Source organism: Ignavibacteriales bacterium, assembly GCA_015709675.1.
Taxonomy (GTDB): domain Bacteria; phylum Bacteroidota; class Ignavibacteria; order Ignavibacteriales; family Ignavibacteriaceae; genus H2-BAC3.
Map to the genome: position 1 here is coordinate 219,139 of CP054182.1, position 17,162 is coordinate 236,300.

The window sequence follows — 17,162 nt, forward strand, 5'->3', positions numbered from 1 at the left end:
TTCGCGGAGACCTTAATGTAATCCCTCCGGAGATGTATAATAACTCTTTTAAGAGATAATTATATCGGGTGTCGTAATCAGTACGTTCTCAGACTACGCAATAACTGTAAAATAGTTCAGAGTGGAATTTAAATAATGAAGAACAGTCCTGCCATCCCCTACACCCCGCTTATCCGCATCACTAAAAAGACCAGTATCCCCGCAGTGGCGCCAAGATAAAGATTGCGGATATGTTTTCTCCCTTCATCTCCCTTCGATTTAAGCAGCATCACTGTGCTGTATGCAATACTCAGAGCCATGATCCCAACCGGGATAATATATATAGGCAAACCAGCCAAGATAAAACGGAACTGCTGAAAGTACTATTACAGACGCAAAAATTACTGAGCTGATTCTCAGTGCGGTTGGTCTTCCGTATCTGATAGCTATTGATTTAGAATTGATGAGTTTATCTCCCTCCGCATCCATGGCATCAGCGGCGATTTCTTCTCCCAGATCAATCAGTGCAGCAATAAGCCCAAAGAACCAGGCAGTGTGGTTAAACGGCATCCCGACGGAGATTCCGCCGTAAATAAACGTCATCCCGACAGAAAAGCTCACCATAAGATTTCCAGGCAGTCCGCTCTTTTTATATTTCCTGTTATAAAGAAATCCGGTTAAAGCGACCACCAGTGCTGTTGCAAAAGCGATCATTCCCATTAGATAACTCAACCCGATTCCTGAGACAAAAAGTACCAACGCCCAAATAAGCGCCTCTGAGGGTGTTACCGCGCCGGATGGAATCGGCCGGTGCGGTGCATTGATCTTGTCTGATTCAATGTCGAAGTAATCATTCAGCACAAGAATTGCTGCTGATAGTAAAAAGATGGAAAAGAACCCGCTCAGCGCTGAAGCAAGGTCTGGTACTTCTCCGAGAGAGAAAATCTGTCCCATTACCACACAAAGTCCTGCCGAGAACGGCAGTTCCGGCCTCATCAGTTTTATCAGCCCTTTGATTCGTCTCATTTAATAATCTTTATTGTGTATCATCTAAATTATGAAATTTATCCGGTTCCGCCTTAATTCCTTTACTTTCCCGGAGTTTTTGTTTTCCTGAGTATATACATGTTTAATTTTTCATCACAATCACCCCGGTCATCATTACAGAAAATTTCACGCCTTGTCATTAATCCCATGTTTTCCCGTAATTTTACTTCATCGTTTTCACAATTTTGTAACGGCACACAAATGACAGAGCGCACTATACCTCAGATGTTCGAAGAGAGCGTCAGACGCTATCCTCAAAATACCCTCATCCTCGAAAAAACCGGCGGCTCATACAAAAGCTATACTTATAAGGAGATACAGTCCAGAGTCCATTCGTTTGCAGCAGGATTAAAGTCCCTGGGTCTGGCAAAAGGAGACCGTTCCGCCCTTATTGCCGAAGGGAGGCGGGACTGGGTGGTTTCCGAACTGGGCGTCCTTTTCACCGGCGCCATCAACGTTCCCATTTCAGTCAAAATTGACGAGGCTGCCGACCTGAAATTCCGCCTTGCCCACTCCGGCTGCAAGATGGTGATCATATCAGCCGGTCAGAGGTCAAAAATCTCAGCAATCAAAAATGATCTGCCTGATCTTGAAAAAGTTATCCTGTTGGATATCGCGTCGGATCTGCAGCCCGGCGAGATATTTATTGAAGATGTGATTGCTCTCGGAGATGCATATCTGAAGGAACATTCTACGGAATTCAATTCCTGCTGGAAATCAGTAAGGGAAAACGATTACGCAAATATCTGCTATACCTCCGGCACCACTGCCGACCCCAAAGGCATCATCCTCACGCACCGGAATTATACTGCCAATGTTGAGCAGTCAAGCACACTGCTTCCCATCCCTGAGTATTACTGCTCACTGCTGATTCTCCCCTGGGATCATGCCTTTGCACACACAGCCGGTATATATACACTCATGAAAAACGGCGCCTCGATGGCTGCGGTTGAGCAGGGCAAAAGTCCGCTTGAAACATTGAAAAACATCCCCGTGAACATCCGTGAAACCCGCCCGACCTTCCTGCTCAGCGTTCCCTCCCTTGCAAAAAGTCTGAGAAAAAATATTGAAAAAGGAATCAGGGAAAAAGGAGAAAAGGTTGAAAAACTTTATCAGAAAGCCCTTGAACTTGCAATTGATTACAACGGACTGGGATACAACCGCGGTGAGGGCCTGAAGAAGCTGAAATATCCACTATATAAACTGTATGACAAGCTCATCTTCAGCAAGATACGGGCTAACTTTGGCGGACGGCTTGAGTTTTTCATTGGCGGCGGCGTTCTGCTTGATATCGAACTGCAGCGTTTCTTTTATGCAATCGGCATCCCGATGTTTCAGGGATATGGTCTTACTGAAGCAGCACCGGTTATCTCTGCCAACGTTCCCGCGTGCCATAAACTTGGTTCTTCAGGCAAAATCGTAAATGATCTGGAAGTGAAAATCTGTGATGACAAAGGCAACGCACTCCCGCCCGGAGAGAAAGGGGAAATAGTTGTGAAGGGGGAAAACGTAATGGCAGGCTACTGGAAAAATGAAAAAGCTACCGCGGAGACAATCAAGGACGGATGGCTTTATACCGGAGATCTCGGATACGTTGACCATGAAGGTTTCCTCTATGTGCTTGGCAGATTTAAAAGTCTTCTGATCGCAAATGACGGGGAAAAATACAGTCCTGAAGGAATTGAAGAAGCCATCTCAGAACATTCAGTATATATAGATCAGATGATGCTCCACAACAATCAGTCCCCCTACACGGTTGCATTGGTTGTGCCGAATAAAGAGAATCTGAAAAACTGGCTCACCTCTCAGGGGCTTGACTTCACCTCCACGGAGGGACAGCGTGAAGCGCTGAAGAAAATTGAAGCCGAGATTGCGCGATTTAAGGAGGGAGGAGAATTCGGCGGACAATTCCCCAACCGCTGGCTGCCCGCCGCCATAGCGGTATTGGGTGAGGGGTTCACCGAGCAGAACCACTTCCTGAACAGCACACTCAAAATGGTGCGCGGAAAAATTGCATCATTCTATCAGAACCGTATTGATTATCTCTACACTGCCGAAGGAAAAGATATATATAATCATCAGAACATGACGATCATAAGCAGATTATAATTAGTAGTTAGGAATTAGTAATTAGTAATGCCGGAGCCAAAATATTCCTCTTATAAAGGCAGTGTAAAATTCAGAAAAAATGCTCTTTTGGTGTTCAAAACTATGGAGAGATTCTAAAACTTTTATAAATGTTTGTAGAGACACGCCGCGGCGTGTCTCTACAGTGTAAAATAACTGATCAACTAATAACTGCGGCAATTATTCTAATCACAAGTGATTCAGGAACATTGCAAATTGGCAGTATCTCTCCCCTCTGCTCAATCCGTTCCTAAACGGGAGGATTTATTCCTTTTTACTCTATGTGAAACAAATCCGGCCTTGCAGACCCACGCCGTGGCGTGGCTCTGAATATTTATTTTCATCACTTCAGCAAAATCATCTTCTTCACTTCAACGAACTCCTGCTTTCCATCCGTGGATTTTGCACGGAGTGTGTAGAAGTAAATACCGCTAGCCAGACTTCGCGCCTGGAATGCCGCTTCATAATAACCCGCTGTCTGCGTGATGTTTACCAGTTCGGCGACAGTCTCGCCGAGTGCGTTATATATAAGCAGCCGCACTTCACTTTCAAATGGGACTGCATATCTCAGAACCGTTGAGGGATTAAACGGATTCGGGTAATTCTGTGAAAGCTCATACCGTTCAGGAATTGCGATTTCATTATCCGTACTGGTCAGAATATCAACAGTTACCGCATTGGAAAACACAGACTGTATATCTCCGTTCACCGCCTTTACACGGTAAGTCCAGGTAAGCTGAGTTCCGGTGATTGAGTCCGTATATTCCGTAGAATTCCGCGGAACAGATGCAATCGGCACAAACGGATCTGCTGAGGTCAGACCACCCTGCTTGCGCTCAATAACGAATTCCTGTTCTCCTGATGAACGGTCAAGCCACTTGAGCAATACTTTCCGCGGGACAACCGCTGCAGCTCTCAGACTGTCAGGCGCCTTCATTCGGGTAGAAAAGCTCCATACTCCGCTGAAATCACTCTTCCCGGCTATGTTCGAAGCCGCCACCCGCCAGATATACCTGACTCCGTCCTCCAGGTTTTGCAGCAACCTTGTTGTATCGGTCATGGTTGAATCATTGATATATAGTGCCGTAAAAGCGCTGTCCGTGGCAATCTGCAGATGGAACTGGACACCATAAGCAGGCTTCCTCCAGCGAAGGAAAAAGCTGTAAGGGGTATTCACTGCTCCGTTGCCCGGCTGTACCAGAACTGGAGATTGCGGCACCGGAACAATCGTCCGGAAACGGTAAACCTGCGACCAGACGCTCAACCCGATACTGTTCTTACCGCGTACTCTCCAGTAATAATTCCGGTCATGCATCAGTCCGCTTATATTTTTTGTTGTATCGGTCAGCGTTGAATCATTCACCACAAGCTGTGTGAAAAGACTGTCCGTTGCAACCTGAAGCTGATAGCTTAATGCAAGCTGGCTTAAGGACCACTCAAGCTGCAGTGCCACTGGCTGATTCACCGCTGCATTTACTGGATTCAGAAGTGAAACCTGCGCCGGAATGGTATTAAGAACAAATCTTCTGACAGCAGATTCTGCCGAGCCCCCATCATTAAATGCCTTCACCTTCCAGTAATGAGTCGTTAAAATCGGAATAGCAAGTGTTTTCACAGCACTGGTGTCACTAACCGTATCGGCTATAACCGTAGTTGTAAACTGTGCACTTGCAGAGACAAACAGAATATACCCTGCGGCACGCTGCGAATTGTTCCAGCTAAACGCAACCGGATTGCCCACCATTGCGCTGTCGGGGGGCAGTTCTAGGGCGAATGATGCCGGCGCTTCGATTATGGTACGGAAACTGTTCCACGGAGTAAATCCGCTCCAGCCCGCTTCATTGCGGCTTTGAATTCTCCAGTAGTAATTTGTATAGTATGCAAGCTGTGCTGCTGTATATACAGTATCAGTAAGAGTGGTATCCGAAATCATCGGGGCAGATGCTGTATCTGCCGTTAACTCAAAGTGATAATTCAGAATAGTCCGGTTTTTAGCCAGAATATCAGCCGCTTTTGTCCATCTGAACTGAACATTACTTACCGGAACATTAACTGCCATATTCTGCGGCTGAACAAGCTGAACTGATGATGGCAGCCCGATCGTACGGAAACGGTAAACCGGTGAAAAATCACTCACTCCGCCGGTATTCTTTGCCTGCACGCTCCAGAAGTAGTTTGCAAGATTCTGCAGTCCGTTCATGGTATATACCGTGTCGGTAAGAGTTGAGTCATTACGTATAATTTGAGTGAAAAGACTATCGCTGCTAAGGATAAAGCGATACGTCACAGCCCTGTCGGATTTCCTCCATTTGAATGTAACCGGCTGCGTAACTCCTGCAGCATTATCCGCTGGAAGTGAAAGCTGCGGCACAGACGGACGCTCTGGCAGAGTTACGATTGATGCCTGATTGCTGTAACCGGATGCAGTATCAGGATTAAATGCTTCAACCCGGTAGGTATACAGCGATGCATAGGAAACTGTACTGTCAAAATAATCAGAAGCATTAGCGGGGAGCTGTGCAATCACATTATATGGCAGCGCAGAGAGAGAATCTCCCTCTTTCCGTTCAACGCGGTATGCTGTTTCATTGTTTGCCGCATCAGTCCAGCTCAGGTAAGTCTTCAGCGGTGATGCGTTAAATACCGCAAGTGACTGCGGTGGAGCAACCGGCAATATGGTATAAAGGCTCCGGATCTGAAACTGATTGCTGTAAGGCGAAGATGTTTCCGAATTATACGCATAAACACGGTACGTATATACCACGGTATCATTCACCGTAAAATCCGTATATGAAACAGTGTTAGCCGGAACGGTATCAATTGCCCGGTAGGCGGAGGTAGTTAATGAATCTCCTGATTTTCTCTGAATCACAAAATGAGTCTCATTTGCAGAGTTATCATTCCACTGCAGTTCAATGCGGAGCGGTCTGCGCTGTGCGGCTGCTCTTACTCCGGATGGTGCACTAATCGGCAAAATTGGATTTGCAAGCACTCTGAACCGCACATCAGCCGAATCAGTGTATCTGTTAATCGTATTCACATCCTGCGCAAAGAACCTTACCGACTGACTCCCCGACCAGTTGTTGTCAGAGATTATGGTGCTTACCACATTATTCTGATTAATATTCAGAACAATAAATCCGGCGTCAATCTGAAAAGGATTATCAACCGTTCCCACACTGCCGTTTATTGAAAAATTAAAACGCTGTCTGACCGGATAAATTTTCTGTTTGTCAGCATCATAGAAAGTGAAGTAGAGCGGTTCATTATTTGTGTTGCTGTAAATCGTCATGAAATACATCCAGTCACTGCCAACACGAATCGCGCGGCTGACACCTCTCAGCTGTCCACCTGACCAGGCGGCAAGTGTATGCAGAGAACTGTCCTTCTTCATCCCTGACGAAGTAACACGAGCTATCATGGTCATCGTAAGCTCAAACGATGCCGGATTAATAGTCCACGCCGGATCTGCATCGGTTGAATCGGGAGGAAGAATGGTATATCTCCAGGCAACAGTATCGCCGTCAACCTCGGTTAAATAGCTGTCAAGATCAAATGCATTAAAAGAACCCTGAAAGCCCGCTACCTGATCCGGAATATCTCCTATCACGGGTCTGTTATCCCGTTTAAGTACGGTGAAGGATGCAGTATCCTGAGAGAAAAGTCCGTTCTGGCTAATATCAGCAGCACGGAAAATCAGATGTTCCGTTCCTGACCAGAGTGTATCCGTTACCGTAAAGGACACATTGTTGCCTGCAAGTATCTGAGCTGAAATTTTATTCCCTCCGCTTACGCTCCATTGAACACTGTCACCGTCCTGTTCGGTAAGATAGGTATCGAGATCAAAACTGCTGAAACTTCCGCCGCCTGAGATGATTTGATCCGGAATACCGCTCACCAGAGGCGCGTTATCCTGCAGTGTGCGGAATTCTGTTTCCGTAGAATCACCGAGCTGTGCCAGAGTATTTATATCATTCACGTAAAAACGGATGCGCTCAGTAAACGGTTTTGTCCGTTCAATGAGTGAGACTGTTGTCTGATTGTTTTGAGAAATATGTACTTTTATATATCCGGCATACATCTGATATGGCTGATCCGGTGATCCGAAACTTGCATTCTGCAGGAAAATAACACGCTGTTCAACCGGAAGCTCACGCTGGGCGACTTCATCATAATATCGGAAAGTTATCTGTCCGCCGTTATTGTTTGCATAGACGGTGAGAAAGAATAACCGCTTCCCTCCAACATTTATCGGGCTTGCAACACCGCGTACCTGCTGACCGGAAAATGCAGCTATCCTTCCTCCGCTTGTTGTGACATTGCGTCCAAGTGCATTCATTTCAATGATCATGGTCATGGTAAGCTGAAATGCTGCCGGATTAACACTCCACGAGGGCTGCGGATCTGCTGCTCCCTGCGGCAGCGTTATATACCGGAAACCTAAGGAGTCACCATCTGTCTCCTGCACATAGCTGCGAATATTGAAACTCTGAAAATTACTGTTTGCCCCGATAGTTTGTGAAGGAATTGTGCCAAACACAGGAGGATGATCAACAGGCAGAACGGTAAACCTGACGGTATCTTCTGAAAATAATCCGTTTGCGGTGTTATCCGCGGCTCTGAATATTATCTGCTCACTCCCTGTCCATGATGCGTTTGGTGGAGTGACAGTTACTGTGCTTCCGCCAGAAATCTGAACAGTAAGCTGGTTTTGTCCTCTAAAGGTATATATAACACTGTCACCGTCACTTTCAGAAAGAAAGTTATCAAAATCAAACTGCGTGAAAGCCCCTCCGGCATAAATAGTCTGATCCGGAATTCCCGAAAGCAGAGGCGTGTTATCCGCGGTCTTTGTATATACGGCAGAGCTGGTATCCCAAAGCTGAGCAGGAGTATTCGCGTCAGTTACCTTAAAACGGATTGTTTCAGATCCGCTCCACAAAGGGTCCGGTGTTAAAAATGAAACAATATTCCCCGCACCGATTCTTACAAGGATGTTTCCCGCGTTAACAGGATATGGATTATCGGGAGAGCCAAATGATGCATTTGAAACAAACACAACGGTTTCCCCGGCGCTGTATATCTGCTGCTGAGCTGCATCATAAACCCGGAAACGGATTGTCTCACCATTGCTGTTTGCATAGACGGTGAGAAAGAACATCGTTGAACTGCCAACGGTAATCCCCTGCGTAACACCGCGGATCTGATTTCCGGCAAATGCAGCTATGCGTGAGCCGGTTGAATTCACTTCTCGTCCGCGTGAAGTAACTTTTATTACCATAGTCATATTCGACTGAAACGCTGCAGGATTAACCGTCCAGTCCGGAGCAGGCACTGGTGCCGGCTGCCCGGTGAATTCATAGTTGTATATAACGCTGTCGCCGTCTGTTTCGATGAGATAATCATCCAGATCAAAAGAAGCAAAGCTGCTGTTGGAGCCGATGGTCTGCCCCGGTATTACGCCAAGCTGAGGCGCATTATCCGGCCTGAGCACCTGAAAGATTACCGTATCTTCTCCGAAGAGACCCGCACTGGTTACATCCGTTGCTCTGAAATAAACGGTATCTCTCCCCCACCATCCGCTGTTCGGTGTAACGGATGCAATGCCGGCAGGAGAAATCGAAATCTGCACATTATCAGCTCCCCGCGAACTGAACGCAACGCTGTCCCCGTCAAATTCTGTTAGATAGGAGCGGAGATTAATGTTTGTAAACTGAGAACCAAAAGGTACTGTCTGATCGGGAATACCCCGCAGCAGCGGAGCCCGGTCAAAGTTAAAGAATGCACTTATCTGCAGCGGATTGTCAATTGAACCATATACACCGTTCGGAGTGAAAGAAATGGAATCAGTCGTGAATACCACCGTATCAAGTGATGGTATATATGCCCTGAAACGGAGCTGTTCACCCGCGGCATTTGCATAAACAGTAAGAAAATACATCTGCTGATTTCCGACCTGAATCGGTGTTGCGACACCCCGCACCTGTTCTCCGGCAAAAGCCGCCAGGATATTGACCCCCGCGGGAGCCGGCTGTCCGTTAAGTTTCAGTACCGCAATAACACTTGCGTTAAACTGAAAGCTTGCCGGATTTACCGTCCAGTTTGGCGGATCATCAGTTTGTGCCTGAAGCGGCAGAACTGCCAGGAGCAGCAATGTTAGCATGCGCAGAATATGTTTCATCATCGGTTTCCGTGCTTAATTTTATAGACAAAGCCGGCTGCGGTCCAGCCGGCTAATGTAATCTGCTTAATTATTTTAAAAATACGATTTTCCGGGTCTGAGTGAATGAACCTGACTTCATCACAGTGAAATAAATACCGGTTGGAAGCATTTCTCCGTTTTCATTCCGGGCATTCCAGGAAACGGTATAATATCCTGCCTGTTTATATTCCTTAACCAGTCCGCGGACTTTTTCACCCATTATATTATAGATGCTCACTTCCACATCTCCTGCTTCAGGAAGACCAAAACGGATATTGGTTGAAGGATTAAACGGATTCGGATAATTCTGCTCCAGGATATATTCCGCGGGAAGTCCCGTCATATCCTCCGCCGATGAAAGAGGCGAATGGATAATCAGCGGATTCTGCAGGCTACCTGCAACAGAATTTGCCGTATAGATGATGCTCAGGTTCGCAATCCTGACAGCGCCTGTTGCCTCATCAAGAAGCCGAAGCTCGAGTGTGTCAGATGAACCGGCAGAACCGTAAACTGTTATCAGGTAGATTGGCTTCTTATCCTGACCAAATCCTGAAGTGCGTGCAAATCCGCGGCATTCATTACCTGAGAATAATCCCGCAACAGGATATACTGATGCGGTATCACCCCATGCAGCATCCGGTGCGGCAATGATATTCATGCTTGTTTCATAGCGCGAGGCATCAACAATCCAGTCAGGTGAAGCAGGTACCTGCCTTACATATTGTGGCACAGGCGCAGCCGGCTGTGTTCCCACAGGAGGATCCTGCGGATAGAGCAGTGTATCGCGGCTGTCTAGGCGGAGCAGATAACCTATCTGCGGTATCATAAACTGCAGATCACCAAACCAGCCGAAGTTCTGATCATAAATCGCGAACTGGAACTGGCTCTTTATTACATCACCATCCTTCGGATTCAAAGTCCTGAGAGCTTCATTAACCGGCAGAGAAAACTGTGGTATATATCCGATCCAGTTCCATCCGCTGTCAATCATTATGGGACGCTGATCGGGACGCACCGCGTATCCTGTTTTCAGGAACTGTGCCGGAGTTGTTCTCTTCCAGAGATAGTACGTTTCCAGATCCAGAGTATCAAGTGTTCCGAACCAGTTCTGCAGCGAACCTGAATACTGTGAGAACGCACTTTGCGTCTTAAAGTTATCACCATTTGCATGCGATACTCCGCCAAGCAGATCATTCAGTCTCATACTAGCAGATACTGTATTGAAAGACACCCAGTTCCATCCTGCAGAGAGAGGATACTGCTGAATTATCTGTGATGTCGCGGTCAGCCGTACCGGATTAGCGATATTCCCCAGCAGTGTATCTGACTTAAAGGTAAAGCTTTCCAGAATCTGGCCGTATTCAGTACAGGAGGATGCATCCCAGACTCTGAAGGTAAGAGCTTCTCCCTGTGTCTGATTACTGTATATAGTAAGGAAAACACGGTATTCACTGGTATTATTAAGCCGTGTTACCGCTGCTGCTCCCCGCAGCTGCGTTCCGGCATAGACTGCCACACGGTCATATATATCATTGGACAGTGTGGTGTCAACATAAAGCCGTGCGGTAATATTCATTGAATATTCATACATCGCCGGGTTAACCGACCACTGGGGCGGACGGCAGAGTACTCTCAGCTTCACGATCATCGGCTCATCTCCGTTGAGTGTACTGGCGTAAACCGTATCTTCGTACGTGCCCGGAGCAATCATATTACCAAAGCGGAAGTTTACCGTCACCGCGCCCTGTGTCTGTACCGTACCGGTAACCGGTGTCAGTGACATCCAGTTTGGAAAGTTGGTAATCGTGTATGGATATGCTGTTCCGCCTTCATTCAGGAGCTGGCGCTGTATATCCGCGATCTCATCAGCAAACTTTACCACTTCAACCTCACCGCCCGACCAGCGCACCGGATTCCTGTCCACCAGAAATTCCCATGCAACTGAATCCCTGTATTCAGTTCCGAAAGGCACGCGCAGTATATTGCCGTTCATATCGCGAACCCTCTTAACGACTGCTTTCAGGACACGGTTTTCAATAAAGCGGTTCTGTACATTAGGCGTAATCACAATCGTCTGACCGTTACAGGAGTAGTTAAAATCTACCATCTGACCCGTCTGTGTATTGATCAGCATAAGATTATCAACCGCATTTACACTCTCACATGAAATCTGCTCTGTAAACGTCACGGATATTTCATCATTTGCACCCAGTACGCCATTTACGGGTTTTGGCTGACCAAGAACCGCCGGACTTGTTTTATCTATAATGCCCTGCACAAGCGCTGATGTTCCGCTCAGTGTATTGCCCGCACAGACTGCAAGCGCCTGCAGTTCATAGCTGCCGTCGGAAAGACCTTCTGTATCAAACGGAACAATCACATAATCCTGAAGCAAAGGCAGACTGTCTCTCGGAATCGTTGCAATAACCGTCCAGCTCTCCGTTGAGTTCTGCGGTGAAGCAAACAGAGATGCATAATCAGGGTTATTTCTTAATATACTGTACCGGTCCGTGCTGCTGTAGTCAATTACCTTCTGATACCTCATTGATGCAAGAGGCGAGCTTTTGAAGATTCTCTCACTCTTCATTTCTCCTTCTTCATTCAAGAGGTTTTTTCTGCCTGAGGACGGAGCTAGCTCCGGCACCTGACGATATCTTAAAACCACTTCCTGCAATGAGGGATTGCCGCGGTTATACTTCCAGAGTTTTACTGTAAAATCATCAGCATTTTCCCGATTGATCAGCCAGTTTGGCTCCGGCTCGTCAATTGCAATCTCGCTGCATGGTTCCAGGAAGCGGACTGAAATAAAGAGCGTATCAGCAATGGAAAGATCCTGACCGGCGTTTGCATCCCACTCACAGGGTGAGGTCAACACAATACCGATATTCTCGTATATATACGCCTGAGGACCCCGCTTTACGGTCAGGACAGCATTAACCTGAGACATCGGCTGAACCGTGAAGTTCAGTCCGCCCTGAAGCACTATTCCGTTAACAGCAATCACAGCACCCGACTCATTGGTTTCATTCAGAACGCGAAGCTGAAACTCTCTTGATTCATTAAGCTGACCCAGATTCTGCAGTGACAGATTAAACACCGCGAATGAATCCGGATGTACGTTCACTGCTATTGAATTATCAGTCAGCAGACCCATTGAGTCCCGCGCAACCGTTCCTTCTTCCCAGGGACAGGAGCTTTGCCCGCTCACGGTCGAGAAGACCGGAGTGCCATAGACACGGTCTTTATATACATTAACCGAGAATGCGTCCCCCACATCATCATCACGAAGACTGAAGCCAACTTCGTTAATCGTTGTCACAGTTGATGATGAAGATCTGCCAGCACCAAACCCGGTTCTGAATGTAAAACCGCCTACTCCCCCGATCCCGTTTATAGTAGCGCCAACTTCAAGGCCTACACTGGCATCCACCGTCATATCAAACTCAAATATCCTCGAGTTCGTCTGCTCTGTTGATTCAATATATTCAGCCGTTGCCCCTGAACTGAATGAGATATTTCGGGAATATTCTGCATCAGCTTTAAGTGAGTCGTTATAATCAAGAATACGCTGCCAGTCTCTTACTCCGGCTGTATCATTTATTGACTCAAGACTCGGGATAACAAAATTCTCGATATAGTCTGCCGTATATATAAAGGTGGTTGCAAAACCATTCGGAGAAACCACCAGACTGGTCTCCCTGCTGAATCCGCAGCTTCCGTTGTATTTTAATACATCGGTTACACCGTAAATCAGATTCATTGCCCCGCCGATAAACACATCTCCGCCGTCTCCGGTTATTGCATCATCATCCGCAGTCGAGAAATTTTCGGTCGTAGTGATTGTTGTGCTCAGCTCTGTTGCAGAGGTGCCTGTCTGCGTATAGGACATACTTGAAGTAATATCCAGTGTCAGATCAATTTCCGTGGAAACCGAATACATAAATCCTACGTCAAAACTGAAATCAGGAGCAAGTGAAAGGCGGCTGTCTAAGTCCGTTCCTGATGTACTCTGATAATACATATTCAGTGAATTCGAAAGAGAAGTAGAATTCGAAAAATATGAATAGCTTGCGTCTCCGGGGGGGTCTCGCAGAATCAGCAGCGGTACAGCAGGTGAGGTGGTTGTGAACGCATTGGTTCTTGGTTTAAATCCTGTTACCACCGCAAAAAGAGTATCTCCTGCAGTTCTTCCGTCTCTGTGTTCGGCGGAAATCTGAAGCCGCTTTGTATATGGTGCGATGATATTCGGATATCCGGAAATCAGAGTATCTAATGCAGCTCCGTCAATGGCTGTGAGTTCACGCAGAATTCCTTCTTTGTCAGAGATAGCATCGTCAATCGTAATAACTGCTGTGTCAACCTCACAGATATTTGTCACTCCGTTATAGGTGTAGCTTTCATATACACGGTACCGTACAGGTATCTTCGTGAACTGATCAAGCACAATCGTACTGCATCCTTCAGTGGGTTCCAGGCCAACAATTTCCGCCTGAAGCGGTGCATAATAGCGGTAATTTCTGATCTGGCTTGTATCACGAAGATCAATAATATCATCATTAAAAGTGATGCCTGGCTGAGCGGGATCAATTTCAACCCGGTAGCGCAAAGGGGGGAGATTCGAAATAGTAAAACTTCCGCTGCTGTTGGTTGTTATTTCTCTTGTGATACATGCACCTGACAAACTGGTCAGTTTAATAACGCTTGGGCCAATAGGAAGATCACAATCACCACCGGCAACCAGACCTGAGATTGAATAGGTTCTGGTCTGAACAAAGTTTGCGTTTGCAATAGGATCAACAATATTCCTGACAGTTATAAATGCCGGATTAAAAGTATATCCCTCCCGTACAGGCGTGAGTGTCTGAGTTGTTCCCGGTTCGAACTCGGCAATAAACTTTCCCTGATCATTGGTAAAGATTCTGGGGTTTCCTGGTGCGCCATTAATATATATTTCAATACTGTCAGCAAAGCAGCTAGTACCCTGATGCGTAATAATACCCGAAACCGGTACTGCTGATATGTCCGTAAAGTCAATATTATTTGCCGCTGTATTGCTTGTTGAAAGTGTAACAATACGTGCAGGCGGATTAAACAATCTTCCTTCACGTACCGGGGTTACACTAAAGTTTGTGGCAGAGCCGTAATTAATTCCCTCAATGGAATAATTACCAAGCGTATCAGAAAAAGCACTGGTTTTTACCGGACCCCGGTCATCGGTGAACACAGCACCTCCCAGCACGTTGCCGTTGTTAAATGCGGGTGAAAGGTCAAACACCAGATTACCCAGCCCTTCATCAAACTTCCAGTAGGAAGCAAGACCGGGTGAGTTCGTGTTTACCGTACGGCGCATATTTCTCTTGATTTCGCTCTGCGAGAGCGCTTTCTCCCAAACCCGCATCTCGTCAAGCTGCATCTTGAAATACTTGGTAGAGTTAATGCCGCTCCTGCCGATAACAATTCTGCCGGTGCCGTTGTATTTTACTCCGTTTAATTTATAGCGTAAGAGCTGAACTGCATCACGGTAGATATATCCGGAGTCTTTTTGATAATCCTGCACCCATGCATAATGGTGCCACTGGAAATCCTCCGTAACCGCTGTTACCGCGGGTACTCCGCCATAAACACCAAGCAGGTTGCCCGGTTTGTTGAATCCGATGAATAGCTGCCGTGAAGAAAGTGCCGAGTCAGACACATTCTGCGAGAAGATCATGCCTGAATCATTCGCGCTTCTTTTCAGCCAGAATTCAATGGTAAACGGTTTATTTGCAATATTAAGCCCATTTCCTGCATCGATATAATCATTAATGCCATCAAACTGCATTGCTTTGCCGAGGGTAGGAGTTACCGTCACTTCTACATCATGCACTGGTCTGCCAAACTGCGTTGAAATGGCACCGGTTATGATACCGTTCGGATTAACAAACCCGATGGCCTCAGAAGGAGGGCTTTCATTGAACTCATTCACTCCTGTTACCGTATAGCGGTAAAAGGTTCCGGGATATACATTATAATCAATATAATAGTTCTGTGTTGCAGGAAGCGTAGCAAGAAGACTGCCGTCACGGTAAACTTTAAAGTAATCATTGTCAGCCGGGGGGCTCAGGATGTCAAATTCCCAGCTTACTTCAATTCTGTTCGGGAATTCTCCCTGCGATACCGTTAGCTCTGCTTTATTTGGGGGCAGGAGATAGAAGCTCCAGTAACCCATTGAGATCGAACGGTCGGAACCAAACGTATTCCCCACAACCGCCTGTCCGAGCGATACCTGTACATTACGAAGGCCGTTTGTCGGGGCGGTCGGCGTAAAGCCGTATAACTGTACCGCGTTGGTCAGTTTAATTTCATCCTGCGGATATATATCCATTATTCCTGTCAGCAGGAATAGCATAATAACCTGCCACAAGGGGAGGATACCTCCGCCTTTGTATAAAAATATTTTATTCATCACAGTGCCCCTTTTACTGCCCTAACGGGGTAATAATAACCGTCCAGGCAACTGCCGCTCCTGTTGATGTAAGGAGTGTTACTGAGATATTCTCACCTTTTTTTGCGGGAAAACTGATGCTCTGAGCATCTCCCTCTCCAAGATTCCACCGGTTGAATGCAATGGTCTCCCCGGGTATATATGCCCGCAATTCCACAGTATGATTTGAAGCATTTGTTTTTTGCGCTATCGCATTTACAATTACATCAGTAGCCGGTGTTCCCGAATAAAGAACCTGATATCCGGTTGTTAGTGTTCCTTTAGTAATTGCCCTGGTTCCAAAAAGTTCAACGGTTCCATGCACATCAAGTTTTGCGTTTGGTGTTGTTGTTCCAATTCCCACATTTCCGGTTGATCCTTCAATCACCATTCTGCTGACCGAACCCGGGGTTACAAAGTTCAGTTTTGCCCCAGGCTCGTTATCAAAGTGGAGTACAAAATCATTCTTGGTTGCATCCGTGCCGCCGCGGGAGATAAAATAATCATCCGAATTTAAAGCGCCGGTAAGGGTAGTCGCTAATCTGAGACCAAAGCCCCAGGTCGAAGTGTTTATAATTAACGGTGTATTTAATCCGGTTTCAATTCCCCTGTTGCTGTTTACTTCAAGTAAATTAGCCGCAGTTGTTGAACCGCCCGGCCTTAAAATAAGACGGTCTCCGTTCCCGGCCAGCCAGCTCTGCTGAACAAGCGGTTTAGCATAAACATCAAATATACCGGCCCCATACTCGCTGAACCTCATTCTGTTTCTGAGAGTAACTGAGTCCTGCACCGAAAGATATGTGCCCGCCTGAATATTACCTGTTGCGCGGATATTGCCGCTTACATCAAGTTTTTGAGATGGATTAAGTGTCCCGATTCCAACATTGCCGCTACCGCCGAAAACGTTTTCACTTCCGCGGAGGGCAAGTGCATAAGGAGCTGCTGTAAGTTCTATACGAGGCGCAAGTTCTGCCCCCTGTCCTGTTACGGTTATACCCACCCAGTATTGCTGCGTAAAATTAACTGATGTCGGGATCGCCGTAACCGAGCCCAGCTTTGCGGTAAAGACACCATTTTGAACTGCAACCCCGGACTGTGTCTCCTGCCATACAGCGGTTCCGCCGGTTGCTGCCGTATATAAAGCAAATCTTAAAGAATAATTGCCATCGGCGACTGCTTTGTTTTGCTGATCTCTCAGCGTTCCCTGAATTACCAAACCTGTTGAATTGATCTGTGCATGTATTTCAACCATAAAACATGCAACCAGCAAAAGCATCCGCAAAAATGACAGTGTATTCTTCATTGTTTATTCCTTATATATAGATATTAAAATTTCAGTCCGGC

At 46.6% G+C, this 17,162-nt stretch carries 4 protein-coding genes and 1 pseudogene; 1 reads left to right on the forward strand and 4 read right to left on the reverse strand.

The genetic code is table 11. The features are described 5' to 3' along the window. Positions 1 to 158: 158 nt before the first annotated feature. Positions 159 to 933 (reverse strand): annotated as a pseudogene (locus HRU80_00810) (UbiA family prenyltransferase). A 294-nt stretch (positions 934 to 1,227) separates the two neighbouring features. On the opposite strand from HRU80_00810, the gene HRU80_00815 reads away from it, so the two are divergent. Beyond that, positions 1,228 to 3,135, forward strand: a complete 1,908-nt coding sequence (locus HRU80_00815) for an AMP-binding protein (GenBank protein QOJ27480.1) — start codon at positions 1,228 to 1,230, stop codon at positions 3,133 to 3,135. 361 nt (positions 3,136 to 3,496) lie between these two features. Here HRU80_00815 and HRU80_00820 read toward each other — a convergent pair whose 3' ends face one another. From HRU80_00820 to HRU80_00830, 3 genes are all read right to left on the reverse strand, one after another. Continuing rightward, positions 3,497 to 9,337 (reverse strand): T9SS type A sorting domain-containing protein, encoded by a 5,841-nt coding sequence (locus tag HRU80_00820; protein ID QOJ27481.1) that lies wholly within the window; start codon positions 9,335 to 9,337, stop codon positions 3,497 to 3,499. 67 nt (positions 9,338 to 9,404) lie between these two features. Continuing rightward, the gene (locus tag HRU80_00825) at positions 9,405 to 15,800 is read right to left on the reverse strand and encodes a T9SS type A sorting domain-containing protein (protein ID QOJ27482.1); all 6,396 of its coding nucleotides are present in this window, start codon (positions 15,798 to 15,800) and stop codon (positions 9,405 to 9,407) included. A 13-nt stretch (positions 15,801 to 15,813) separates the two neighbouring features. Then, positions 15,814 to 17,121, reverse strand: a complete 1,308-nt coding sequence (locus HRU80_00830; protein QOJ27483.1) for a hypothetical protein — start codon at positions 17,119 to 17,121, stop codon at positions 15,814 to 15,816. Positions 17,122 to 17,162: the final 41 nt, after the last annotated feature.